This window comes from Pedobacter sp., from assembly GCF_965279535.1.
Taxonomy (GTDB): Bacteria; Bacteroidota; Bacteroidia; order Sphingobacteriales; family Sphingobacteriaceae; genus Pedobacter.
In genome coordinates this window covers 941,068-966,142 of the sequence record NZ_OZ257244.1, presented here as the reverse complement: position 1 = coordinate 966,142, position 25,075 = coordinate 941,068, and the positions used below count along the sequence as shown (strand labels likewise).

The 25,075-nt window shown below is 39.0% G+C and carries 19 protein-coding genes; 13 read left to right on the top strand and 6 right to left on the bottom strand.

The features are described 5' to 3' along the window. Positions 1 to 372 precede the first annotated feature (372 nt). Both ACQY77_RS03800 and ACQY77_RS03795 read right to left on the bottom strand, forming a co-directional pair. Positions 373 to 675 (bottom strand): hypothetical protein, encoded by a 303-nt coding sequence (locus ACQY77_RS03800; RefSeq protein WP_421939316.1) that lies wholly within the window; start codon positions 673 to 675, stop codon positions 373 to 375. Positions 676 to 1,020: 345 nt separating this feature from the next. Beyond that, the gene (locus ACQY77_RS03795) at positions 1,021 to 1,947 is read right to left on the bottom strand and encodes a hypothetical protein (RefSeq protein ID WP_421939317.1); all 927 of its coding nucleotides are present in this window, start codon (positions 1,945 to 1,947) and stop codon (positions 1,021 to 1,023) included. A gap of 158 nt (positions 1,948 to 2,105) precedes the next feature. Here ACQY77_RS03795 and ACQY77_RS03790 point away from each other — a divergent pair, with 158 nt between their 5' ends. The 8 genes from ACQY77_RS03790 (at position 2,106) to ACQY77_RS03755 (ending at position 15,847) form a co-directional block, all read left to right on the top strand. Continuing rightward, on the top strand, positions 2,106 to 2,642 hold the full coding sequence (locus tag ACQY77_RS03790) for a phage tail protein (RefSeq protein WP_421939318.1): 537 nt from the start codon (positions 2,106 to 2,108) through the stop codon (positions 2,640 to 2,642). Positions 2,643 to 2,652: 10 nt separating this feature from the next. Next, positions 2,653 to 3,201, top strand: coding sequence for a phage tail protein (locus tag ACQY77_RS03785; protein ID WP_421939319.1), 549 nt, complete (start codon positions 2,653 to 2,655; stop codon positions 3,199 to 3,201). A gap of 18 nt (positions 3,202 to 3,219) precedes the next feature. Continuing rightward, positions 3,220 to 3,768, top strand: coding sequence for a phage tail protein (locus ACQY77_RS03780; protein WP_421939320.1), 549 nt, complete (start codon positions 3,220 to 3,222; stop codon positions 3,766 to 3,768). Between the two features lie 26 nt (positions 3,769 to 3,794). Next, complete coding sequence (locus ACQY77_RS03775; RefSeq protein WP_421939321.1) at positions 3,795 to 4,937, top strand: ABC transporter substrate-binding protein; 1,143 nt, start codon at positions 3,795 to 3,797, stop codon at positions 4,935 to 4,937. A 38-nt stretch (positions 4,938 to 4,975) separates the two neighbouring features. Next, positions 4,976 to 12,838 carry a YDG domain-containing protein gene (locus ACQY77_RS03770; protein ID WP_421939322.1) on the top strand — a complete coding sequence of 2,621 codons (7,863 nt, stop codon included), beginning with the start codon at positions 4,976 to 4,978 and terminating at the stop codon, positions 12,836 to 12,838. Between the two features lie 67 nt (positions 12,839 to 12,905). Further along, a complete protein-coding gene (locus ACQY77_RS03765) occupies positions 12,906 to 13,793 on the top strand; it encodes a PorP/SprF family type IX secretion system membrane protein (protein WP_421939323.1) in 888 nt (295 codons plus the stop codon). A 161-nt stretch (positions 13,794 to 13,954) separates the two neighbouring features. Then, complete coding sequence (locus ACQY77_RS03760) at positions 13,955 to 14,470, top strand: hypothetical protein (RefSeq protein WP_421939324.1); 516 nt, start codon at positions 13,955 to 13,957, stop codon at positions 14,468 to 14,470. A gap of 102 nt (positions 14,471 to 14,572) precedes the next feature. Next, on the top strand, positions 14,573 to 15,847 hold the full coding sequence (locus ACQY77_RS03755; RefSeq protein WP_421939325.1) for an ATP-binding protein: 1,275 nt from the start codon (positions 14,573 to 14,575) through the stop codon (positions 15,845 to 15,847). A gap of 256 nt (positions 15,848 to 16,103) precedes the next feature. Here ACQY77_RS03755 and ACQY77_RS03750 read toward each other — a convergent pair whose 3' ends face one another. Beyond that, complete coding sequence (locus ACQY77_RS03750; RefSeq protein WP_421939326.1) at positions 16,104 to 16,379, bottom strand: hypothetical protein; 276 nt, start codon at positions 16,377 to 16,379, stop codon at positions 16,104 to 16,106. A 224-nt stretch (positions 16,380 to 16,603) separates the two neighbouring features. On the opposite strand from ACQY77_RS03750, the gene ACQY77_RS03745 reads away from it, so the two are divergent. Next, complete coding sequence (locus ACQY77_RS03745; protein ID WP_421939327.1) at positions 16,604 to 16,915, top strand: hypothetical protein; 312 nt, start codon at positions 16,604 to 16,606, stop codon at positions 16,913 to 16,915. A gap of 743 nt (positions 16,916 to 17,658) precedes the next feature. Here the strand turns inward: ACQY77_RS03745 and ACQY77_RS03740 are convergent. Together ACQY77_RS03740 and ACQY77_RS03735 are read right to left on the bottom strand one after the other, a co-directional pair. Continuing rightward, positions 17,659 to 18,123 (bottom strand): Lrp/AsnC family transcriptional regulator, encoded by a 465-nt coding sequence (locus tag ACQY77_RS03740; protein WP_421939328.1) that lies wholly within the window; start codon positions 18,121 to 18,123, stop codon positions 17,659 to 17,661. Positions 18,124 to 18,272: 149 nt separating this feature from the next. After that, positions 18,273 to 18,743 carry an Lrp/AsnC family transcriptional regulator gene (locus ACQY77_RS03735; RefSeq protein ID WP_421939329.1) on the bottom strand — a complete coding sequence of 157 codons (471 nt, stop codon included), beginning with the start codon at positions 18,741 to 18,743 and terminating at the stop codon, positions 18,273 to 18,275. A 323-nt stretch (positions 18,744 to 19,066) separates the two neighbouring features. On the opposite strand from ACQY77_RS03735, the gene serC reads away from it, so the two are divergent. Genes serC through ACQY77_RS03720 form a run of 3 tightly spaced genes read left to right on the top strand, consistent with a single transcriptional unit; the run spans position 19,067 to position 21,442 of the window. Beyond that, on the top strand, positions 19,067 to 20,164 hold the full coding sequence (serC, locus tag ACQY77_RS03730) for a 3-phosphoserine/phosphohydroxythreonine transaminase (RefSeq protein ID WP_421939330.1): 1,098 nt from the start codon (positions 19,067 to 19,069) through the stop codon (positions 20,162 to 20,164). A gap of 3 nt (positions 20,165 to 20,167) precedes the next feature. Then, the gene (locus ACQY77_RS03725) at positions 20,168 to 21,292 is read left to right on the top strand and encodes a DUF1015 family protein (RefSeq protein ID WP_421939331.1); all 1,125 of its coding nucleotides are present in this window, start codon (positions 20,168 to 20,170) and stop codon (positions 21,290 to 21,292) included. A gap of 6 nt (positions 21,293 to 21,298) precedes the next feature. Further along, positions 21,299 to 21,442 (top strand): hypothetical protein, encoded by a 144-nt coding sequence (locus ACQY77_RS03720; RefSeq protein WP_421939332.1) that lies wholly within the window; start codon positions 21,299 to 21,301, stop codon positions 21,440 to 21,442. A gap of 366 nt (positions 21,443 to 21,808) precedes the next feature. Here the strand turns inward: ACQY77_RS03720 and ACQY77_RS03715 are convergent, their stop codons facing one another. After that, complete coding sequence (locus ACQY77_RS03715; RefSeq protein ID WP_421939333.1) at positions 21,809 to 22,576, bottom strand: helix-turn-helix transcriptional regulator; 768 nt, start codon at positions 22,574 to 22,576, stop codon at positions 21,809 to 21,811. A 99-nt stretch (positions 22,577 to 22,675) separates the two neighbouring features. On the opposite strand from ACQY77_RS03715, the gene ACQY77_RS03710 reads away from it, so the two are divergent. Continuing rightward, positions 22,676 to 25,063 carry a TonB-dependent receptor gene (locus tag ACQY77_RS03710; RefSeq protein ID WP_421939334.1) on the top strand — a complete coding sequence of 796 codons (2,388 nt, stop codon included), beginning with the start codon at positions 22,676 to 22,678 and terminating at the stop codon, positions 25,061 to 25,063. Positions 25,064 to 25,075: the final 12 nt, after the last annotated feature.

The following is a 25,075-nucleotide window of genomic DNA, read 5'->3' as shown; positions in this document are numbered from 1 at the left end:
AATTATACAAAGAGAATGCTTAAAGCCAATCTTATCGATACGCATATCTACGCAGTCGTGTTAACTGATTGTTTTTTAATGATTTGTAACGGTTAAGAATGTCGGTGGTTTTGAATAAAATAATTTTTTCTTGTAGTAAAAACAGGTCGTTTTAGTTGGACAGCAGGATAGGATGTATGGTTTTATAACGTTATTTAGCTTGCATGTCCTCAATCAACAAGCCATATATCCGGGATAGCAGGAAGATTTCTAATTGAGCGGTTGGCTTATTAAGTTGTGGCCAGGCTTAGATATGAAAAAGAATGCATGCCATAAACTACGGCTTACATTCTCTTTTAATATGATAAACTTTGATGTCAAAAATGTCCAGTCTTATTTATAAAGATCGTCACCTTTATCATTCTCCACATCAAGGTCATCGTCAATATTGAGATCATCATCATTTTCAAATTCGTTATCGAGGTTGGTTTCATCATCATCAATTTCCTCATCTAATCTGGTTCCTTCTCCATCTGCAAAAGGTATTTCCGCTTCAGTATAACCTGTATTGTCAGGATCGGTTGGCGTCTCTTCTTTTGGTTCTCCGGGATGAGTATCCGTTCTGTGTACCTGAAACTGTTCGATATTTGGAATTTCTTCTCCTTCTGGCTGGTTTTGATATTCGTTGTTTTCCATGGCTTTAAATATTAATGGGTTTATATTTAGAACCTTTTAACCTGTGCTTTGGTTTAGTAAATATTTAAATTTTAACCACGCAGATGTAGAAGGAGATAGCAGGACAGGTGTAAGAGTTAAGCCAGTATAGAAATCGGGGATGTAATTATGAATCAGGAATATATGGCAGCTGCAATTGAATAATTATATTTATTGGTGATTATTGAGATATGCCAATTACTCGATATAAAACTTCTGATGTTAAAAGTAGTTTGAGTTACGTGTTGGAAAGGAAAAATTTTCTAAGGTTAGAAGCCAGGTTCTATCTTACCAATTACCAGAAATGACCGAGATAGAACCTTGAAATTAAACTAGCTCAGATGTTAGCTCATGATATAATTTATGCGCCTGCATAGAGTTTTTCTTGAAAGGAGCGCCCGGAATTAAATATTCATGGTCGAAATGATTACGAACTTTATCGTTATTAAATCCAAAGGTTGTTTTTCCGAGAATTAATCCATTGTAGCTGGAAGAACTTAGGATTACTTCCTGTTTACTTACATTCTGTAAAATCAATGCGCCGTTTTGTATTTTGTTGCCTCTAGCACCTATAATAAAATCTACATATTTAGAAGCAGCTGCCAGACCCTGGTTGTTAAAAATTTTATTGTTGGTGTTAAGAGCAGACAGACAAATAATAAGATCGCAACCTTCTTGTTCTTTTAATATTTTCGTTATTTTATTAACACGATCATAAGGATTGTGAAAGGTTAAACCAGCTTTATTTATCTCTTCTCCAACACCGGTAATACCAACTTTAAGTTTACCAGACTGGATGATTAAATAAGGCCTTATTTTGGATGGAGATTCAAATGTATAATTGCAGTTTACAACCGGGAAGCTTGCTTCTGCTATTACTTGTTCAAATTTAGCCAGGCCATGTATAAGTTCATTACTTCCAACAGTTACAGCGTGGTATCCTGTTTTATTCATCTGGTAGATAATGTCTGATGAAAATGAACGATCCATAAAATTGCCTGCATCTAATATCAAACCAGATGTTTCAGATCGATTGATCACATTATGAATTTCCTGAAGTCCTCCAATTAGATCGTTGTTAGGAATGATTTTCCCATTCAGTTCGGCAGTATGAAAGATGCTAACGGTATTACCCTTAGTTAAGTTATTGATAGATTTATTGATTGCACCAAGAGATTCGATTGGAGAACCTAAAAATGCCGTTCCGGCCAAAATAGATGCGTTTCTGAGGAATGACCTGCGTTTAAATTGCATAGGGCGTAAATAATTTAGTGTAAATGTTGTGAAAAAAAATGAATAAAATGCATTGCAACGACACAAATACTTATTTATTGTGATTTTAATAAATTTTTTATTCAATGTAAAAACTTTGCTTTACATTTACACATAAATCATCCAAACTATTATACATCATGCCAGCAGACGATCAATACCTTGGCGAAATAAGTATTGTGTCCTTTAACTTTGCTCCCAGAGGCTGGGCAACGTGCAACGGACAATTTATGCCAATAAATACTAATCAAGCGCTCTTCAGTATTTTAGGTACAACCTACGGAGGGAATGGTATCACTACGTTTGCGTTACCTGATTTTCGTGGTCGAATTCCATTACACTCAGGTAATAACATTACGCTTGGTGAAAAGGCCGGGACAGAAAGCCATACCTTAACTATTAGTGAATTAGGCCAACATGTTCATGGTGTTGTTCCGGGAGAAGTAAAGGCAAAAACCGGAACCGTAGCCAATCAAAAAACTCCGGAAAATAATTATTTCGCAACCAACGCAAGCGAAACCAAAAGGTTTACCAACTTACCCGATACGAGTATGGGCAATATAGCGCCAATTACTACCGGGAGTATTGGCGGGGGGCAGGCGCATACCAATATGCAGCCCTATACAGTACTTAATTTTATTATCGCTCTTCAGGGCATATTTCCTTCACGTAATTAACTAATAGAATATGGCATCAAGTCCTTTTGTAGGCGAAATCTTTATGTTCGCCGGAAATTTTGCGATGACCGGAACGGCAACGTGCGACGGGCAGTTATTGCCGATTTCATCTTATACCGCATTGTTTTCGCTATTGGGAACTAATTATGGAGGTGATGGTAAATCAACTTTTGCTTTACCCAATTTACAAGGTGCAGCTCCCGTTGGACATGGGCAGAGTACCAGCGGAACAGAATATTTTATCGGGCAAACAGCTGGAGCTGCGGCAGTAACCTTAATCACAAGTGAACTTCCTGCTCATACACACCAAACGCTGCAGGTTGCAATGAACACCGGTACTACGCCACTTACGGCTACAGCTGTAGGATCTTTGCCGGCAACTACAACTACAGATTTGTATGCAAGTACAGAAGGTCCCAATTTTATGACTCCATTGAACGTAGCTTTAAACCCAAATACGGATCCGGCCGGAGGAGGGCTTCCTCATAATAACAGGCAGCCTTATTTAGCTGTTACCTTTGTTATTGCCTTGCAAGGAATATTTCCGCAAAGGTCTTAAACTTTTTAAAATATAGTTATGGCACAACCTTATATCGGTGAAATAAGAATATTTGCAGGAAATTTTGCACCTGTAGGATGGGCGTTTTGCAATGGACAGTTAATGTCAATCGCAGAGAATGACACCCTGTTTAATCTGATTGGAACTACCTATGGTGGAGATGGACAGGAAACTTTTGGGTTACCCAATCTCAACGGTCGTGTTCCTATGCACATGGGCACGGGTACTTTCGGCACAACATATCAAATTGGAGAGATGGCCGGAGTGGAGTCCGTTACTTTGAGTGTTAACCAAATACCTGCTCATGCCCATACTGTTGGTGGTGAACTTACAATCATGACCCGTGGAGATTCGGCAGGAAACTTCGCATCACCAGACAATCATGCCATCGGTATTGCACCGCTAAAGAAATTTTTTAGTAAGACTGCAGGTGGAGGGAAAATGGCTCCACTTACTTCAACTACTTCTATTGGTATCGCAGGGGGATCACAACCGCATGAAAATATGCAGCCTTATGTGGCCATTAGTTTTATCATTTCCTTATTTGGAGTTTATCCGCAACAATAGTATTTAAATAATAACTCGTTAAACAAATGAAAGTAGGTGTACTGTTACCACGCTCCACTACCCATCCAATAATTGCTTATAGCTTTCTGGATGGACTTCATGCGTTTACAGATCTAAACCAGTTATCTGAGGATATTATTTGTGTAACTGCTAATATCGGATTTGGAACCGATCCTTTAGTTATTGAGCAAAAGGCCGAGGAACTTTTTATGCAGCATCAGGTTGATTTACTTGTTGTCTTTGCAGATTTTCCGATTATTGAAGGACTATTTTCATTGGTAAAAGCTTTAAACAAATTACTTATTGTAGTTAATCATGGGGCTAAATATCCAACATCATGGGAAGCGCATCCGAATGTAATTCATCACCATTTAAGCACTTCATTGAGTAGTTGGTGTACAGGTGAAAAGGCTGCTAAATTACATCAAAAGGCTGCTTTTATTAGTTCTTATTATGACGGAGGATATTCTGTTTGTCATTCTATTTCAGCTTCTTTCTCGGAAACAGGAGAGAAATTAGTATTCAATTTAGTTGGAAATCAGTTTAAGGATAATTTCGATGCTTCACCGCTGTTATCATTCTTATCGGAAGAGCAAGATGTAAAAGCATTCTTAACCGTGTTGAGTGGTGAACTGGTTCCCGAAATACATGCACAAATAAATAAGGAAACATTAAGTTCAGACGCTATTTTCTACGGAAGTCCTGTAATGATTGAAGAATCAAGTATACTAAAAGATACAGTAAATTTAACTGTAGAGGGGTATACTTCCTGGTTCTACGGTAATAAACTAGCTCAAAATGAACAGTACTGTACATCATTTCAAACCCGCACCGGAAGAATGCCGGATAGTTTTGGCGTATTGGGTTGGGATACAGCAGTGATCCTTCAAGCTGTTGCCGAATTATGGGAAATGAATAAATCTAATCCCCAAAATATAATTAAAATACTTTCTGATAAACTGCTCACTGGTGCTAAAGGAAATATGCAATTGCATGTGGCAAGCCACCAGTATATTGCCCCGCTGTATGATGTACGCATTACAGCAGGAGAAACTGAACACCTTCATACGCTCGATTTAAAAGAAGTAGAAGAATCTTTAAATAGAATGATCGAACAGAAAATTACAGGCATTTCAACTGGATGGTTGAATACTTACCTCTGTTCATAGCATATTTATAATTAATTATCCCCTAACTAGCGCTCTCTATGAAAGCACTCTTACGTAAACAACTCTTAAGGTACCTTGTACCTTTTTGCCTGGCTATATGCATTGGATTTTCTGCCTCTGCACAGTGTACGCTTGGCCCAGGCGATCTCGTTTTCACAGGTTATAATCAGCTTGATGATGGTGTAAATGGCAACACAGTTGATGATGCTTTCTCGTTTATGTTATTAAAAGATATACCCGCAGGTCAGGTAATTTATTTTACCGATTTAGGTTGGACCAGTGCGAATTCTTTTCAAACCGCAGAAAGGGGACGGAGTGATGCGATCTTAAAATGGACAGCAGATGTAGCTTATGCGGCAGGAACAGAGGTAATTATAACCTGTAAATACAATCTGAGTGCTAAAGCACAAGGTGGAACACCAAGGGGAGTAGTTACTATTCAACAAGATTCTTATAATACATTAGTGGCAGGTGTTAGTCCGGCAGAACATATGAGTTTGGCTGAGATATCTGGTGATCAGCTGTTTGCATTTGTAAATTCAGTTGCGAGCCCTACATTTTTAGCAGGAATTAGCATAAATAGAGATCCTTTAGCAGGAAGTAACTGGGATGCTACATTAGCAATTACGACTTTAGGAGCTGATAAATCGATGTTACCAGCATCACTGGCCACTGGTGCTCAAAATCTGGGTATAAAATATGCAGATCCAGGTGACCCTGCTTTTCCTGCCGCTCCTGTTGCAAGATATAACAAAATTGCGTTTTTGAAAACCGGATTGGCAACTCAGCTTCTTGCAGCATTAAATAATGCTGCTAACTGGGAAATTAGAAGTGACGGAAATTACTGGACGCCTATTGTTACTTCAGAATCCTATACTGTAAATGGTGTGAATATTACCACCCATCCTGCAGATCAGAATGCTGTCTGCCAGGGCGCTTCAACAACTTTTACTATAGTAGCGACTAATGTTTGTGCTTACCAATGGCAGGAAAGCATAAACGGGACAACTTTTAATAATCTGGCAGAGGGAGGACTATATACAGGTACTAAAACTGCCACATTAACCATAACAAATGCAACAACTCTTGGTGGCCGTAAATATAGGGTTGTGCTTTCTGGTGCGAATAGCCTGACCTCAAATGCAGGAACATTAACCTTGGTTAATCCAATCTTAACCTTTAATAGCACATTGCCTGCCAATGGAACCTATAACACTCCATATAGCCAGATAGCAAATATCACTTCAGGTGGTAGCGGTACGTTTACTTATACTGTGAATTCAGGTGTATTACCTAACGGCCTGTCGTTAACAGCAGCAACTGGTGCAATCACCGGAACACCTACTTTGGTAGGATCATATACCTTTGAGATTAAGGCAACCGACAATTGTGCGGCAGCAAATACCGGTACCAGGTCTTATACCGTTGCTATCGCCAAAGCAGATCAAACCATTACACTTGCCGATCAAACTAAAACTTATGGAGATGCTAACTTTACATTAGCGGCTAATTCTGATGCAAATCTTCCAGTAACCTATTCATCTGGTACACCTTCAGTTGCTACAATCTCAGGAAATACAGTAACCATCGTTGGATCAGGTACGAGTTTAATAACAGCTACACAAGCAGGAAATGCCAACTATAATGCAGCAACAACAGTTACCAAAACACTTACCGTAAGTAAGAAAGATCTTACACTTTCCTTAAATGCTGCCCCGGTTATCACTAAGACTTACGATAACACTACAACAGCAAATTTAGCTGCAGGTAATTATAACCTAACAGGTAAGGTTGGTGCAGACGATGTTGTTGTAACTGGTTCTGGAAGCTATAACAACCCTGATGTAGCTACAGGAAAAACGATTACTGTAAATACTTTCGTTTTAGCAGGTACTAAAAAAGATAACTATAATCTGACTACGCTAAGCGCTACAACCACCGGTAACATTACAGGTCTGGCTTTAACAGGTGCTTTTACTGCCAATAATAAAGTTTACGATGGAAATACTACAGCAACGGTATTAACCAGGACATTAACAGGTGTTTTACCAGCAGATGTATCAGATGTTAACCTTACGGGTGGAACAGCAAGTTTCGCTACTGCTGATGTAGCTGCAGGCAAAACAGTTACCTCAACAGGCATGACCTTAGCAGGTACAAAAGCAGGTAACTATACCTTATCGTCAGTAAGTACAACCACAGCAAACATTACAACAAAAGATATCAGCGGAACTATTACAGCAAGTAGTAAAGTATATGATGGTAATAATACAGCAACCATTACAACGAGAGGGTTAGTGGGCGTATTGGCAGGAGATGTTGTTAATGTTACTGCAACTGGTGGTACAGCTACTTTTGCAAATGCAGATAAAGGAACTGGGAAAACAGTAACAGCAACAGGCATTACACTTACAGGAACAAAAGCGGCTAATTATAACTTAGCTTCGATAGCCAGTACCACAGCAGACATTACAGCAAAAGACATCACCGGAACTTTCACCGCTGATAACAAAGCGTATGATGGTACCACAAGTGCAAACATCTTAACCAGAAATCTAACAGGTGTTTTGGCAGCTGATGTTGCCGATGTAACCTTAACAGGTGGTACAGCTACTTTCGCAACCGCTACTGTAGGTACGGGGAAAACAGTTACTTCAAGCGGAATGACTTTGAATGGCACCAAGGCAGGTAATTACAACTTAACAAGTGTAGCCACTACAACAGCCAATATTACAGGTTTAATCTTAACTGGTAATTTCACTGCCGATAATAAAGTTTATAACGGAAACAATACCGCCAACATATTAACCAGAACACTTAGCGGAGTCCTTCCCGCAGATGTTGCAGATGTTACCTTAAACGGAGGAACGGCAACCTTTGACAATGCCAATGCAGCCAACGGGAAGACCGTAACTTCAGCAGGCATGACTTTAGGAGGGTTGAAATCCGGTAACTATACATTATCTGCAGTAAATACCACAACCGCCAACATTACCGCTAAAGATATTACGGGTAGTATCACCGCAGGCAATAAAGTATATGATGGTAGTAACACAGCCAATATTTTAACCAGAACCTTAACCGGAGTGGTTACCGGAGAAGAAACAGATGTGACCTTAACAGGTGGATCGGCAACTTTTGCAGATGCTTTGGTAGGTACAGGTAAAACAGTTACCGGAACAGGATTAACACTATCCGGAACAAAATCTGCTAACTACAACTTAACCAGTGTAGGTACTACTACGGCTAACATTACAGGTTTAGCATTAACGGGTAATTTTACTGCCGATAATAAAGTTTACGATGGAAATACTACAGCCACCGTACTAACCAGGACATTAACAGGTGTTTTACCAGCCGATGTAGCTGATGTTACCTTGAATGGTGGAACAGCAAGCTTTGCTACTGCTGATGTAGCTACAGGCAAAATAGTAACCTCAACAGGCATGACCTTAGCAGGTACAAAAGCAGGTAACTATACCTTATCGTCTGTTGCTACAACCACCGCTAACATTACCGGATTGCCCTTAACAGGTAGCTTTACAGCTGCTAATAAAGTGTATGATGGTACCAATGCGGCAACAATTTTAACCAGAACTTTAACAGGAGTATTACCAGCAGAAGTGGCCGATGTATCCTTAACAGGTGGGACGGCAGTCTTTGGAGGCATCAATACCGGAAATGGTAAAGAGGTTAGCTCAACCGGAATGGTACTAACTGGTGCGAAGTCAGGTAATTATACCTTGTTTGCTGTAAATACTACTACAGCCAATATTACAGCTAAGGATATCACCGGAACCTTCGCAGCAGCTAATAAAGCTTATGATGGTAACACCACGGCAAGCATCTTAACCCGAAGCTTAAGCGGGGTAGTACCAGCTGATGTTGCTGATGTAACTTTAACCGGTGGTACCGCTACTTTTGCTACAGCAACTGTAGGTACAGGTAAAACAGTTACCTCAACCGGCATGACCCTGGGTGGAACTAAAGCAGAAAACTACAACTTAACCAGTGTTGCCACTACTACAGCCAATATTACCGGCTTAGCGTTAACAGGTAATTTTACGGCCGATAATAAAGTTTACGATGGAAATACTACAGCCACTGTACTAACCAGAACATTAACAGGTGTTTTACCTGCCGATGTAGCTGATGTTACCTTGAATGGTGGAACAGCAAGCTTTGCTACTGCCGATGCAGCTACAGGCAAAACAGTTACCTCAACTGGCATGACCTTGGGAGGTGCGAAAGCAGGTAACTATACCTTGTCGTCTGTTGCAACAACAACCGCTAACATTACCAGATTGCCCTTAACAGGTAGCTTTACAGCTGCTAATAAAGTGTATGACGGTACCAATGCGGCAACAATTTTAACCAGAACTTTAACAGGTGTATTGCCAGCCGATGCGGCCGATGTAACCTTAACCGGTGGAACAGCAATCTTTGGAGGCATCAATACCGGAAATGGTAAAGAGGTTAGCTCAACCGGAATGGTATTAACTGGTGCTAAAGCAGGTAATTATACCTTGTTTGCTGTAAATACTACTACAGCCAATATTACAGCTAAGGATATCACCGGAACCTTCGCGGCAGCTAATAAAGCTTATGATGGTAACACCACGGCAAGCATCTTAACCCGAAGCTTAACCGGGGTAGTACCAGCTGATGTTGCTGATGTAACTTTAACTGGTGGTACCGCTACTTTTGCTACAGCAACTGTAGGTACAGGTAAAACAGTTACCTCAACCGGCATGATCCTGGGCGGAACTAAAGCAGAAAACTATAACTTAACCAGTGTTGTCACTACTACAGCCAACATTACAGGCTTGGCCTTAACCGCTAACTTTACTGCGGGTAATAAAGTTTACGATGGCAATAATACAGCAACCATCTTAACCAGAACCTTAACCGGTGTGCTTCCGGCAGATGCTGCTGATGTGACCATAAATGGTGGTACAGCTACTTTTGCAAATGCGGATAAAGGAACTGGAAAAACAGTTACCGCTACGGGATTAACTTTAGGAGGAACAAAGGCTGCTAACTATACTTTATCCCTGCTGAACACAACCACAGCAGATATTACTGCCAAAGACCTTGCCGCAGGCTTTACAGCCGATAACAAAGTGTATGACGGCAATGCAACAGCAGCTATTTTAACCAGAACCCTAACAGGTGTATTGGTTGCAGATGCGGCAGATGTATCTGTTAACGGCGGAACAGCTACATTCAATAATGAAAATGTAGGTACAGGCAAAGCAGTAAATGCTTCAGGTTTAGTTTTAGCCGGAGCAAAAGCAGCCAACTATAATATTAGCACAGTAAATGCAACAACCGCAAATATTACGGCTAAAAATATCACCGGAAACTTTACTGCCGATAATAAAGTTTATGATGGCAACACAACAGCAACTGTGTTAACCAGAACTTTAACAGGCGTATTAACAGCTGACGTTGCCGATGTAAGCTTAACTGGTGGAACAGCTGCGTTTGCTAACGCTAATGTTGGTACAGGTAAAACGGTAACAGCAGCTGGTATGAGCATTACGGGAGCAAAAGCAAGTAACTATAGCTTAACAGGTGTAGCTACCACAACAGCTAATATTACTGGCTTAGCAATTACCGGAAATATAACAGCCAGCAATAAAGTTTACGATGGCAATACCACGGCTGTCATTTCAGGTAGAACCCTAACAGGCGTATTAATTGCCGATGTTGCCGATGTTACTTTAACCGGTGGTACAGCTACTTTTGCCGATGCCAATAAAGGTGCTGGTAAAACAGTTACGGCAACAGGTTTAGTCTTATCGGGCACTAAAGCAGGAAACTATACTTTAACATCAATAGCCAATACAACAGCAGATATTACCGCTAAGGATATTGCAGGCGCGTTTACAGCTGATAATAAAGCTTATGATGGAAATACCACAGCAAGTATTTTAACCAGAACCTTAACAGGCGTGTTAACTGCTGATGCAGCCGATGTTAGCCTTACAGGTGGAACAGCAACTTTTGCAGATGCCAATATTGGTACGGGGAAAACGGTAACTTCAGCAGGTATGACTTTGACAGGTTCAAAATCTGCTAACTATAACTTAACAGGCGTAGCAACTACAACAGCAAATATCGGTGTCAGAAACATTACAGGGGTATTTACAGCCAGCAATAAAGTTTATGATGGCAATACTACCGCTACGGTATTAACCAGAACATTAACAGGTGTTTTAAGCGCAGATGTTGCAGATGTAAACTTAACAGGTGGAACAGCAGCTTTTGCTGATGCCAGCGTGGGTACTGCTAAAGTAGTAACTGCTGCGGGTATGACAATTACTGGAGCAAAGGCAGCTAACTACATTTTAACCAGTGTAGCCACAGCAACTGCTTCTATCACTGCAAAAGCGGTTAGTGGCAGCATTACCGCCAGCAGCAAAGTTTATGATGGTAACACTACCGCTGCTATTTCTGCAAGAAGCTTAACTGGTGTATTAGCAGCAGATGTAGCAGATGTAAATTTAACTGGTGGCACTGCAACCTTTGAAGATAAAAACGTAGGAACAGCAAAAGTGGTAACAGGAGCTGGCTTAGTTTTGTCAGGAGCAAAGGCAGCTAACTATACACTGGCTAGTCTAGCTACAACAACTGCCAATATTACTGCAAAACCAATTACAGTTACAGCAGAAGCTAAAACCAAAGTTTATGGTGAAACTGACCCTGCTTTAACTTATACCTTATCTGCAGCTGCATTAGCAGCCGGCGATAATGTTACAGGTGCATTGAGCAGAGCAACCGGTGAAGGGGTAGGTACTTATGCAATTGGTCAAAATACGCTTACGGCAGGTACAAACTATAGCATTACCTATGTGCCAGCGAACCTTCAAATCACCAGAAAAGTTTTAGTAATCACAGCTGAAAATAAAAACAGAAACTTTGGTGTGGCTAATCCGGCACTTACCGCTACTTATAGTGGTTTTGTAGGAACAGAAACAGCTGCAGTGTTAACCAGTCCGGTGGTATTAAGTACTACAGCTACGGTAACCTCTACAGCAGGTAATTATCCAATTACGGCAAGTGGAGCAGTAGGAGCAAACTACAGCATTACTTATGTCGCTGGAACCCTTACGGTGAACCCGACAACCCAAACCATCACATTTGCTGCCTTGCCTAATAAATTAGATACTGATGGTACCTTTACCTTAACCGCAACAGCCAGTTCAGGTTTAACGGTAACTTACACCAGCAGTAACCCAACTGTAGCCAGAATCATTAATGGTAATCAGGTAGAAATACTAAAAGCGGGAGTAACTAATATTACTGCAAGTCAGGTGGGTAATTCAGATTACCAGGCCGCAACAAATGTGGTACAGTCGTTCACTGTAAATGAGAATCCGCCACCAGTAATTAATATCTCTAGTAACAAGGACAACAGCATCAGTAAAGGCGAAATTGCAACACTAACCGCTACCGGAGCCTTAACTTACCAATGGTCAAATGCCAACGGGATTATCAGCGGACAAAACACCGCAACATTAACGGTTAGACCATCTCAAAATACAACCTACACCGTTACCGGATTTAACCAATACGGAAGAAGCAGTACCAGGAGCTTCAATCTGGAAGTAAGGGCTGACTTCCAGGTACTCAATATCATGAATATACTTACGCCAAATGGCGATGGTAAAAATGATACCTGGAAAGTAGAGAATATTGATATGTATCCAAACAATACTGTAAAAGTATTCGATCGTTCAGGAAAAAGCGTATTCGAAATGAAAGGGTATGATAATAGCTGGGGTGGTACTTTCAGAGGGACAGTATTACCGGAAGGCGCTTACTATTTTATCATCGATTTCGGTCCGGGAATAGGAGTAAGAAAAGGATACATCACAATAGTAGGTCAACAATAAGAGATTAAACCAGTCGCGATCAGTTTTTAACTAAAAAACTGATCGCGACTTTGCTAAACGTATAAAGATGAAAACAAAAAGAATTTTGATCACATGTTTGATGATTAGCATCAGCATGACAAGCTTTGCGCAGCTTAACCCGATGGGTAGCATGTATTATCAAAACCTTTATCTTAGTAATCCTGCTATGGCGGGAATAGAAAAAGGTTGGGAAGCCAATGCTGGATATAAAGCACAATGGACATCTATAGAAGGAGCACCTTCCATGCAGGCGGTCACAGCAGCTTATGGCTCAGAAAACAGTAAGGTTGGAGCAGGCGTATCCTTTTATAATGAAAATGCCGGAGTTATTCAGCGTACAAGTTTAAAAGGAACTTATGCATATCACTTGCCCCTAAGCAGTGGCTCTAGTTACTTAGACTTTGGCCTCTCAGCAGGGATTATGAATGAATGGATCGATTTTAGTAAAATCAGAGGTGATCAGAGCGATATCTCCTTAACTAATTTCAACCAGCGTAAGTTATACTTTGACGGAGATTTCGGGATCGCTTTTCGCAATCAAAACTTGAATATCCAGGCTGCATTACCCAATATGAAACGCTTTTTTAATCGGGATTTATCAAGAACAGTGGTGGATAGGGCAACCTATTTTGCTGCGGTAAGTTATAAATTTATTAATCCCAATAAAGTATTGACCGTCATTGAACCAAAATTCAGTTACAGGGGGATAGATAATTACAGAGATATTATTGACCTGGGTGTGAATACACAATTCTGGAGCAATAAACTTTTACTCAGTGGCATTTACCACAGTAGCGATAGCTTTTCTGTTGGGGCCGGAACAACCTATCAAAACCATTTAGCCATCCTGGTAATGTATACCACCAATACTTCCGGATTGCAAAACTATGCTAATGGCGAATTTGAGATCGGATTGAAGTATAATTTTAGATAAGATGGGATAATTGAAGCTGAATTCAGCTTAATTCAAATGTAAAAGACAATATTTCATTCCGGCTGCGGAGGAATCTATTAAAGGGATTCCGCTATACAGATCCTTCGCTACGCTCTGGATGACAAGATTTAATCAATCAACCAGACGCTTTACTTTGTTTCATGATGAACCCCATATTAGAACAAATTATCCCGATCCTGTCTTTCCTCGATAGGATCGGAGTAGTTTATAGACTTTCCAAAATCGATTGCCATACCTTTCTACCCGGTTTAAAATTGAGTGAAGGTACTTTAATTATCGATTTGGAACAATTGCTCTATCCGGGTGATATCTTACACGAGGCAGGGCACCTGGCCTGTATGCCACCTGAAATCAGAAAGGGGATGAGTGATGATCTGGAAAATTCAGATCTCCATCAGGGAGGCGAAATGATGGCCATCGCATGGTCTTACGCAGCCTGTATCCATCTTGAATTAGATCCTGCATTTGTGTTCCACGAAGAAGGATATAAATCCGGAGGTAAAAATATAATAGAAAATTTTCAGCAGGGAGGAAATATGGGAGTACCCTTATTGCAATGGTGTGGCATGACCTTCGATAAAAATCAGGCAGAAAAACTTCAGACAAAACCCTTTCCGCACATGCAGGTATGGACCTGTGAGGCCAGACCTCAATAAATGCCAAAATGGAGAAGTAATCCTGCCTTAGCCTTTCAAATCCAATTTAAATCTCATAAAGCAATATAAAAACCCTTATATTTGCTAATTAAATTAGTAATCATGGCTCAAAACGTAAACATCACCTCAAAAGGTATTCAGAAAGTATTAAAAAACTATAACGAGAAGCAGGCAATAGCTGAATATATCTGGAATGGATTTGATGCCAATGCTGATCAGGTGGCAATAGATTATGTTGCAAATGAGCTGGGGCACCTGGAAAGCCTAACCATTGCCGACAATGGCTATGGAATTAATTTTGAAAAATTGCAGCAAAAGTTCGATCCCTTTTATGAATCGGAAAAAGCCATTCAGATTACAACACCTAAGCATACATCCAAAATGCATGGCAGGAATGGAGTAGGGAGATTAACCTTTTTTACCTTTGCACACACTGCAACCTGGTTTACAATCTATCAGTCAGATAAGGGATTTCAAAAAGGAAAGATTCAAATTAATACCGGGGAGCTGAATAATTACATTCATGATTTTTCAGCAACAGCCAGTCTGGCAGGGACCACAGGTACCACGGTACGTTTTACTAATTTACGTATTGGCTTACAAGATCTGGAAATTTCGATAATCCCATTTTTAATCAATGAGTTCTGCTGGTTTATGGAACTCAACCGCAATAAGAAATATTCAATTAGTATAAACGGAGAACCCATTGATTTTAGCACCAACATCAGAACATCCGAAAGCTTTAGCATTACACACCCCGATACTTCCATAACCTTTAATATTAAATATGTTCACTGGAAAGAAAACCTCCACAAGGAGCTTTCTAAATATTATTTTACATCCAATGGAGAGGAGATTTATAAAGATTACACTACACTTAATAAAAAAAGCGACGAGTATTATCACAGTGTGTATATTGATAGCGATTTTTTTAAGGATTTCGATTTTAGAAGTGTAGAAAATCAACACGGACAAGTTACTTTATTCAGTACTGCTAAAAATTCAGCCGCCTATAAATTTTTAATTAAAGAATTAACTGAATACCTCAGGTCAAAAAGAAAACCATTTTTAAAAGAGTATGCCGATCGCTTGATCGAAAATTATGAACAAGAACAGATTTTTCCGGAAAATTATCATGAACCTGCTAATAGGAAACAGAAAACCGAGCTTGTTGCATTAATTAAGGCATTATATGAGCTCGAACCCAAATTATTTAGTGCCTTAAGTATAGATCAAAAGAAAATGCTGGTAAGGCTTTTAGGCATGCTGTTAAACACACAGGCACAGGAAGCAATTTTTCAAATGCTCAACGATATTGTAGTTTTTTCGCCAGAAGAACAAGCAGAGTTAACTGAAATTTTGGGTTCCGCTCGTTAATAATGTTGCGTGTTGTGTGTTTTGAGTTATGTGTCTGGTAGGGAGCAATTAGAGTCCTACCCAGCTGCTCGCAAATACGATTTATGCGGTTTGTTTAGTTAGGTAATTAGCCTTGTAACCTGTAGGTCACAAATAGGTTTGTGCGTTTTGTTTGGTTAGGCAATTAGTTCCGTAACCTGTAGGTCACAAATAGGTTGATGCAATATGTTTAGGACGCTTGGCATCTAGGTAATTAGCCCCGTAACCCACAACACAACTAAGAATGTGTCTTAAGGTAATCCTCTAAAGATGCAATCAGCTCCTTTGCAGGCACACTGTTGCTGCGGTTATCCAAACTGTGTTGCGCCGAATTATATTTTTCAATGAAGGTCGCTTCAGCAGTGTTAAACTTCAGGTATCCCTGTTCAAAAAAACGCTCTTCGATGGCAGGTGAGGAGTCGAGCGAACGGAACCAGAGTTTAATTAAAGCACCTGATTTTCTGTCCAGATAAAGCCAGTGAAATATTTCAGATAGTTCGGCACCTTCAGGCATATTAAGCCTTTTGATTTCAGTAATAAATAGGGATGGACTCTCAAAAAGATATAGAATCTTATAAGCTGGTAACATGGCGGCAAAAATACCCAGTTCAATCCATAAATTATAAGTTTTTTAATTTATTTGTTCGTTTTTTTAAATCATACTAAATATTTTTCCTCATTCTCAGTTCTTTACGAATTTTGACTTGTTAATGTAAGATATCCGTATAAATTTGTTGCATGACTGTAACAGTATTGGCAATTCTGGAAACTGATTTCGTGCCTGATAAGGCCTTAGGGAGAGTGATGAACGAACGTTTGCAGAAAGCAGCTTTCGAACTTCAGGAGGTACACCTCGCTGAGTTGAAAAGCATGGGTGAACGTAATGAAGATGTAGTGGTTTATATCAGTTATAATCCAAAATATAAAATCCGCTTCCGCGTAGTAAATGATGTTCCGGCTGCTACAGAAAACATGGTAGCAGAAATTTGTGGAAACCTTGGTTATCTCTTCTGGAAAACAGCAACGCTGAACGTTTTTAAAGGAAACTAAGTGGGGGAGCCTTTAGTCTGAGGTCCTTTTACCGTTCCGGGTAATAAAATCATTCTTCGTGGTTGAAAAAGTTGTAAGTGGTAGGTTTTAAGTTTTAAGTCAGGGTGTGTTAACCCAACTCTTTGTCTCTGTGCCTTATCTCGGTGTTCTTCGTGGTTGAAAAAAGTTGTAAGTGGTAGGTTTTAAGTTGTAAGTCTGGGTGTGTTAACCTAACTCTGTATCTCTGTGTCTTATCTCGGTGTTCTTCTTGGTTGAAAAAGTTGTAAGTGGTAGGTTTTAAGTTTTAAGTCTGGGTGTGTTAACCTAACTCTGTATCTCTATGCCTTATCTCTGTGTTCGTCTTGGTTGCAAAAGTTGTAAGTGGTAGGTTTTAAATTGTAAGTCTGGACTAACCCAACTCTGTGTCTCTGTGCTTTATCTCGGTGTTCTTCGTGGTTGAAAAAGTTGTAAGTGGTAGGTTTTAAGTTGTAAGTCAGGGTGTGCTAACCCAACTCTGTATCTCTGTGCCTTATCTCGGTAAGTTGTAAGTGGTAGGTTTTAAGTTGTAAGTCTGGGGGTATTAACCCAACTCTGTGTCTCTATGCCTTATCTCGGTGTTCTTCGTGGTTGAAAAACTTTATCTTCTTAGTTGTCTAATACGCCTAAGGTGGCTAAATGTGTTATGGACTGGATTACCTAACCAATTGTTAATTTAGGATCTTGCCATGAATATGCAGCCATTACGCTAGACTAACGACTCCCTGCTAAATAGGATATGCCGTTTCGCTCTTCGGTTCAGACAATACAAAGAAACTTTGAACAGTAGTAATGTTGGCCAGGGTTGCGAGTTTATTGCGATAAAAATCATGATAAGATTCCATGTCTTTAGTGGCGATCCTCAAAATGAAATCGTACGCCCCGGTCATTTGTAAGCATTCCATTACTTCCGGAAACTTGGTTACCTGCTCTTCAAATTCATTAAGCGTTTTTTGGGTATGATCGTTCAATAATACCTGCGAAAATGAAATCAGATTGCGATCTATTTTTTTTCGGTCTAAAATGGCAACAATTTTCTTGATATAGCCTTGTTCTTTTAATCTTCTAATACGTTCATGAATGGTAGCAATAGATTTATTTAATTTAAAAGACAACTCCTTATTGGTTAAAGACGCATCCTGTTGTAATAATCTAAGAATTCCAAGGTCAACGGTATCAATTTCGTTTTGCATGCCTGTTAAAAAGCTAAAATGGTTGTTTTTGAAGTAATCTTTAGATTACAAATTGAAATATTATAACAAATAACCATAAAAAATATGGTTTATTCAAGAGTATTTTGTGGTAAATTTGCTTAATGGGTGTTTTTTATTGAGTTGTAGGTTTATAAAGTGTAGGCAGTTTCGTGTATGACCTCAGATAATACTAGAAAACTCTGAATATTTCCAATGTAAGGGAGGCTTCCAATCTTTTCTCTCAAAAATTCATTGTAGGCAACCATATCAGGCATTACAATTTTTAGCATAAAATCATAATGACCTGTAAGGTGATAACATTCCATAACCTGAGGATAACCTGTCATTTCATTTTTAAACGCTTTAATGGTCTCTTCAGAGTGATTGGTAAGTTGTATATGAGGAAAGGCAATAAATAGATTACGGAGTTTTTGAATATCTGCAAGGGCTACTGTTTTTTTGATGTAACCATCTGTTTTTAATTGCTTAATTCTTTCAGCAATATGCGTCATACTCTTCTTTAATTTTCCTGCAATTTCTTTATAAGTAAGTAATCCATCCTTTTGAAGAAGATTAAGAATGCCGATATCCGTTTGATCTAACTTTTTTAGTGCTGACATAATTACTTAGTGTATAAAAATGATTTTTATATTGGTTTTTATAAGTGCTAAAATACTTAAAAATATTAGGTGTAGGGTAAAATTATGCGTTTTAAAGTGCTTTTTGCTTAGTGTAAATTTTACAATTATGAATCACTCTGTAACTACACGAAAAAAATAAAATTCTGTACTCAGGATAACAAACAAGTTTCCACCAAATTATTGAATGGTTTAGCCCCCCGAAAAAAGTTTTTTTTATCAAAAAAAAGAATTCAACGACGTTAAATGGCTATAGTTCTGAACTTTAGAATAGATTTTTTTATCTATCCCTATTCATTAAAGAAATGCAGAAAAAACACAACTTCGGAGCGGGACCATGTATACTCGCCGCATCAGTTATGCAGCAAGCCGCAAATGCAGTAATCAATTGGAACGATTCTGGGCTTTCTATTTTAGAAGTGTCCCATCGCTCAGCAGATTTTGAAAACGTACTGCATAAAACACAAATTTTAGTTCGGGAACTATTAAATGTACCTGCCGACTATTCAGTTCTTTTTCTACAAGGTGGAGCAAGTACACAGTTTGCCATGGTACCCATGAATTTCCTGCACAAAAAAATGAAAGCTGCTTACCTGGATACGGGATATTTTGCGCAAAAAGCAATAAAGGAAGCCAGGTTATTTGGTGAAGTAGAGATTATTGCCTCCTCACAAGATAAAAACTATAGCTACATTCCTGATCATATCTACAATGAATCTGGCGTGGCATATCTGCACTGCACCTCAAACAACACCATAGAAGGAACAGAAATATTTGATTTTCCAACAATAGGAATCCCACTGGTGTGTGATATGTCATCAGATATATTTTCAAGAAAAATAAATGTCAGAGATTTTGACCTGATATACGCAGGTGCTCAAAAAAATATGGGACCAGCCGGTATGACTTTAGTAATCGCTAAAAATAAATTTCTTGATAGCGTGAAAACTGAAGTCCCCTCTATGATGGATTATCGCATTTTCAGGGATAACGACAGCATGTACAATACACCACCGGTATTTTCTATTTATGTAGCCATGCTCAATTTGTTGTGGTTGAAAGATCAGGGTGGGGTTGAAGGCATTGAAAAAGTTAACATCAAAAAGGCCAATATACTTTACCGCGAGATTGATCGAAATCCTTTGTTTAAAGGAACAGCGAATATTGCACACCGCTCAAGAATGAATATAACCTTTAAAGCGACTGATGCGGAAACAGAAAAAGCATTTTTAGACTTTGCTGAATCCCGCGGATTGGTAGGTATTAAAGGATACAGGACTGTAGGTGGCTTTAGGGCATCATTGTACAATGCATTGCCACTTTCAAGTGTAGAAGTATTAGTAGATGCCATGAAACAATTTGAAAATAGTCGTAAATTAGAACAATCACTCCAACTTGCCTAAGCGATGGTTAGAATCGATCCCATAATAGCTATTCGTCCGGATGTAAAAACATTGGAAATACTGCTGGCAAAGCTTGCTGGAGATCAGCTGCCATTTCAGATACCGCATACCAATCTGTCACAAGCTCCAAATCCATTGCAAGTAGCCAGTCAACCTGCTTTCTACCTGTATGAATTTAAAAAAGGAAACGATTTAAAATTTGCCTTGTGGACACTAACGGATCTTTCCTCAACACCAGAATCAGCGATTAAAGGTCATGAACAAACACTTTGTAATAAAGTAGCATCGATTAAAAACGAAAGAAAAGACAGGTTGTGGGAAAAATCACCTGTGGTAATGGTACATCAACCTATTGCAGCATTAGAATATTTATTTGAAAGTATTAAACAGAAAAATGAACCGTTGGAGCATCCCTGGGAAAGTTTGGGACATAAAATCTGGAAGATATCGGATGGCGGGCACATAGAGGAAATCAGGTGCTGTATACAAAAATTAGATGAAGTTTACGTGGCAGATGGGCACCACAGACTAGCTGCTGCTTATCAGGATAAAACAGAAGAAAAGCGGGGCATTAGTACTTTATTAGTGCCTTGGGATGCAATTACCATAAATCCATTCCATAGGTTGATTAATTTGGAGCAGCATTTACCGGGTATAGATTTGCTCCAGGAATTAACGCCATATTTCTTTGTATCCGAAATTCCCAATAATGTACCTTACCGGCCCGATCGCAAGAACAGGATAGGTTTATACTATAAATCTGCCTGGTATCAATTAGATCTTAAAAAGGATGATAATTTGTTGGTAGCGGAAACCGATGCAGTATTATTGCAAAACAAAATTTTAGCTCCCGTTTTGGGTATTACCGACCCGCAAACTGACCAGCGTTTACTTAATATCCCCGATAAAGATTGGGCAAAGATGATTGCAGAAATTTATGAAAATGCTGATTTGATTGCTTTTACACTTTATCAAATGGATATTGCGGATTTCATATCTCACGCAAAAAACGCCTTATTCTTACCGCCTAAAACAACTTATATCGAACCGAAAATTCCGCCCGGCATGATGATGAATACCTTAGTAGCCACATCTGCGAACGCAAAAGCCTCAATCTCCCTAAAATAGAGTAGAATGATGTTAGGATTTAACATAGAAGATGTAGGCATGTTTTTAGCCACTTCGATTATTGGAGCAATACTGGTATGGGGAACCATTAAAGTGCTGTTTGCTTCTATTCAAAAAAGAAAAATGGATAGGAGGCGGGATTATTTTTGAGGAAATAGAGGTAATGTTTTTAAGTCAAGGCAAAAAATAAAAAAACATTGTCATCCTGAGCCTGTCGAAGGCAAAGCTTTTTGTCTCTATTTTGACTTAAGGCAGAAAATCAAAAATATTGTCATCCTGAGCCTGTCGAAGGCAAATATTTTTGTTTTCTATTTTATCTTAAGTAATAAAATAAAAAACATTGTCACCCTGAGCCTGTCGAAGGCAAAGATTTTTGTTTTCTATTTTATCTTAAGTAATAAAATAAGAAACATTGTCATCCTGAGCCTTTCGAAGGACAATGTTTTTTGTTTTCTATAATTGCTTAATTGTTGAACTGGTTAACTGCCACTGCCAACTGAAAACTGCCAACTGCTTTCAACTCTCCTGTCCCAACTCTTCCCCCTTTCCGCTCCGAAAAAAAGAAGGAGAGAAGCTGAAGTGTTTCTTAAAAGCAGTAGAGAAATGACTGGTGTGACTGTAACCAAGCAAGGATGTAATTTCTTTTAAGCTAGATCGCTCTGATTTAGACAATAATCTTCTTGCTTCAGCCATTTTAAGTGCTAAAGTATAGCCATAAATCGTATTACCAAATAGCGCTTTAAAACCAGATTGCAGTTTTGTACGGTTCATCCCCGCTATTTCAGCAAGTACTTCAATAGAGTAATTTTGACTTAAATTCAGGCTGATTAATTCCCTTATTTTGTAAAAAGCGTCCTTTTCTGCAGCAGTCCATCTTTCATCCCCGGTTTTTTCAGTGGAGGCAGATAGCACTAAAATCAATAATTCTGAAACCTTAGCCCGTAAATAAGGCATTCTAAGTCCGTCATTAAACGGACATTCGATAATTTCTGAAATGACATGACGCATCGAAGGAGAAACTTGTATCCCTGTTTTTCCAACGATAGATGGATGGGCAGGCTGATTGGACTCACCCAGTGTAATTAAGCTAAATGCAGTGATTGGAAGAGATACAGATAGCAAATTTCGATTTTCTTTATTTATACTGTTGTTCGCTTCTGGTTTTAGCACTTTAACATTTACCAATCTTGCTGTAAACTGCAATTGTATCAAGGGATAATCCTCATCGATAAATTCATTATTCATCAATTCTCCCGAATAACCCCTGACCTTGATCTTAAACATAGCTGCTAAATCCGTATAAAATCCTGCATCAACCGTAAATACAATATTATACTTTTGTCGCAAATTAAGAATTAGTCTAAATAAAAGTAGTAACCCGACATGAATTTTTTGAAGAAAAATTTTGCAATCTATTATATCTTCCTGGCAATCAATTTGTTTGTGTTTAACGCTAATGCCCAGCAAAAACACATCTTTTCGGGTACCGTTAAAAGCCAATCATCAATTCCCTTAGCAGGTGCAGGTCTTAAGTTAAGCCCGGGAAATTGGTCGGCAGTTGCCGATGTTGATGGGAATTTTCGCTTTGAAGCCCTTCCCGCAGGAAAATACAAATTGCAGGTAAAGTATATGGGATTTGTAGAACGTAATTACAATATAGAAGTTCCTTACACCAATAATCAATCGTTTTCTTGTGTATTAGAAGAGGATAAGAAAAATTTATCAGACGTGGTTGTATTGGGAAGAACAGCCAATACTGAAGCAAATAGGCAGGCCTTTAATGTTACCTCCATTGATGCCAAGAAGTTATACAATTCTACCCTGGATATATCTGGTGCTTTAGACCGGGTTGCAGGTGTTAGGGTTCGCGAATCGGGTGGAGTAGGTTCTAACTTCAACCTGTCTCTAAATGGTTTTTCAGGAAACCATATTCGCTATTTTATCGATGGAATACCAATGGATAATTTTGGTACCTCTTTCCAAATTAATAATATTCCGATTAATGTTGCCGAACGCATTGAAGTTTATAAAGGGGTAGTACCCATGTGGTTAGGTTCCGATGCCTTAGGCGGAGCCATTAACATTGTAACCGGCGATCGCTACCGTAACTTCATTGATGCTTCTTATTCTTTCGGATCATTCAATACCCACAGGAGTGTAATCAATACAGCAATGACCTCAAAAGGCGGCTTTACGGTTCAGTTAAATGCATTCCAAAATTATTCAGATAACAATTATAAAATAGATGTAAATGCATCTGATATCAACACTGGTGCTTATGCTCCGGGAACTGTTTTGAGAAGGTTTCATGATACTTATCACAACGAAGCTGTTATTGTTAACGTTGGTTTGGTAGATAAGAAGTTTGCTGATAAGTTATTATTAGGGATAACACTTGGTCAGAATTATAAAGAAATACAAACCGGAGCTCGAATGGAGTCGGTATTTGGAGGCTGGCACAGAAGGGGTAGTACCGTAATGCCTTCTCTAAAATATAAAAAAACGGACTTGATTAAAGGATTGGATGTGACTGTTAATGCCAATTACAACCTGGGGTATGAACAAAACATTGATACCATGAATGTTCGTTTTGATTGGTACGGAAACACCAAGCCCAATGGTTCAAATGGCGAACGTTCCAGGACCATGTACAAGTATAAAAACAATAATGGTTTAGCAACTACCATGTTAAACTACAAAATTACTGAACGTCAATCGGTAGCCTTAAGCAATGTTTTTACCACTTTTAATCGAAAAGGAAGCGATGAGCTGAACCCTGCAAATAATGATTTTGAGCAAGCGCGTGAAACCTATAAAAATGTACTAGGATTAGGCTATAGTTATGATATTAAGGATAAATGGAGTGCAACACTCTTCGGAAAATACATCAATCAGAACAACATTTCAGGGAATGCCGCTAACCGCAGGAAGAATAATTTATCAAGGGGAGGATATGGACTGGCCTCAACCTACTTTATTAATTCAAACCTTCAACTCAAAGCTTCATATGAACTGACCAACAGGATGCCGGAAGCGCAGGAGATTTTTGGTGATGTAGAGAACCAGGAAGGTAATCCATCTTTAAAACCCGAAACCAGTAATAACATTAACCTGGGCCTGGCTTACAGTTTTGCATTAAACAAAAACCACAACTTTAGTTTAAGCGCAAATGGAATTTATAGAAATGCAACGGATTTTATTTACAGCAGACTGAATAACAACCAGTCTAAATTGGTTGCCGATAACCGCGATGGGGTGAAAACCTGGGGTGGTGATGCAGAAATCAGGTATTCTTATCAAAACTGGTTAACAGCTGGTGCTACCATAACCTACCAATACCTGAAAAACATGCAGATGTATGAAACCAACCCGGCAACGGGAGAAAAGTTTACAACAATAAGTCCACTCTACGGAGATCAAATGCCTAATATTCCATACTTCTTCGGAAACTTCGATGTATCGGTTTCGTTTAAAAATGTTGGTAGAAAAGGAAATCACCTGAATGTAGGCGGTAACTTATTGTTTGTGAACGAATTCTGGCTTTACTGGCCAAGCTTAGGCGGGAGAAATGAAACAGAGAAAAAGAAAGGTATTCCAACACAAATATCCCCTGATTTGAATATTGTTTACAGCCTTAAAAATGGCCGGTATAACATCGCTTTGGAAGCTAAAAACATTACCGATGCCAGGTTATTCGACAACTTTAGCTTGCAAAAACCTAGTCGTGGCTTCTATTTAAATCTGAGGTACTTCATCAATAAAACACATTAATAATTCATCAAT

Coding starts and splice junctions, on each gene's coding strand:
- ACQY77_RS03725 (WP_421939331.1), top strand. CDS start 20,168: ATGGTTAGAATCGATCCCATAATAGCTATTCGTCCGGATGTAAAAACA.
- ACQY77_RS03765 (WP_421939323.1), top strand. CDS start 12,906: ATGAAAACAAAAAGAATTTTGATCACATGTTTGATGATTAGCATCAGC.
- ACQY77_RS03795 (WP_421939317.1), bottom strand. CDS start 1,947: ATGCAATTTAAACGCAGGTCATTCCTCAGAAACGCATCTATTTTGGCC.
- ACQY77_RS03785 (WP_421939319.1), top strand. CDS start 2,653: ATGGCATCAAGTCCTTTTGTAGGCGAAATCTTTATGTTCGCCGGAAAT.
- ACQY77_RS03800 (WP_421939316.1), bottom strand. CDS start 675: ATGGAAAACAACGAATATCAAAACCAGCCAGAAGGAGAAGAAATTCCA.
- ACQY77_RS03770 (WP_421939322.1), top strand. CDS start 4,976: ATGAAAGCACTCTTACGTAAACAACTCTTAAGGTACCTTGTACCTTTT.
- ACQY77_RS03745 (WP_421939327.1), top strand. CDS start 16,604: ATGACTGTAACAGTATTGGCAATTCTGGAAACTGATTTCGTGCCTGAT.
- ACQY77_RS03750 (WP_421939326.1), bottom strand. CDS start 16,379: ATGCCTGAAGGTGCCGAACTATCTGAAATATTTCACTGGCTTTATCTG.
- ACQY77_RS03775 (WP_421939321.1), top strand. CDS start 3,795: ATGAAAGTAGGTGTACTGTTACCACGCTCCACTACCCATCCAATAATT.
- ACQY77_RS03720 (WP_421939332.1), top strand. CDS start 21,299: ATGATGTTAGGATTTAACATAGAAGATGTAGGCATGTTTTTAGCCACT.
- ACQY77_RS03740 (WP_421939328.1), bottom strand. CDS start 18,123: ATGCAAAACGAAATTGATACCGTTGACCTTGGAATTCTTAGATTATTA.
- ACQY77_RS03760 (WP_421939324.1), top strand. CDS start 13,955: ATGATGAACCCCATATTAGAACAAATTATCCCGATCCTGTCTTTCCTC.
- ACQY77_RS03755 (WP_421939325.1), top strand. CDS start 14,573: ATGGCTCAAAACGTAAACATCACCTCAAAAGGTATTCAGAAAGTATTA.
- serC (WP_421939330.1), top strand. CDS start 19,067: ATGCAGAAAAAACACAACTTCGGAGCGGGACCATGTATACTCGCCGCA.
- ACQY77_RS03790 (WP_421939318.1), top strand. CDS start 2,106: ATGCCAGCAGACGATCAATACCTTGGCGAAATAAGTATTGTGTCCTTT.
- ACQY77_RS03780 (WP_421939320.1), top strand. CDS start 3,220: ATGGCACAACCTTATATCGGTGAAATAAGAATATTTGCAGGAAATTTT.
- ACQY77_RS03735 (WP_421939329.1), bottom strand. CDS start 18,743: ATGTCAGCACTAAAAAAGTTAGATCAAACGGATATCGGCATTCTTAAT.
- ACQY77_RS03715 (WP_421939333.1), bottom strand. CDS start 22,576: ATGTTTAAGATCAAGGTCAGGGGTTATTCGGGAGAATTGATGAATAAT.
- ACQY77_RS03710 (WP_421939334.1), top strand. CDS start 22,676: ATGAATTTTTTGAAGAAAAATTTTGCAATCTATTATATCTTCCTGGCA.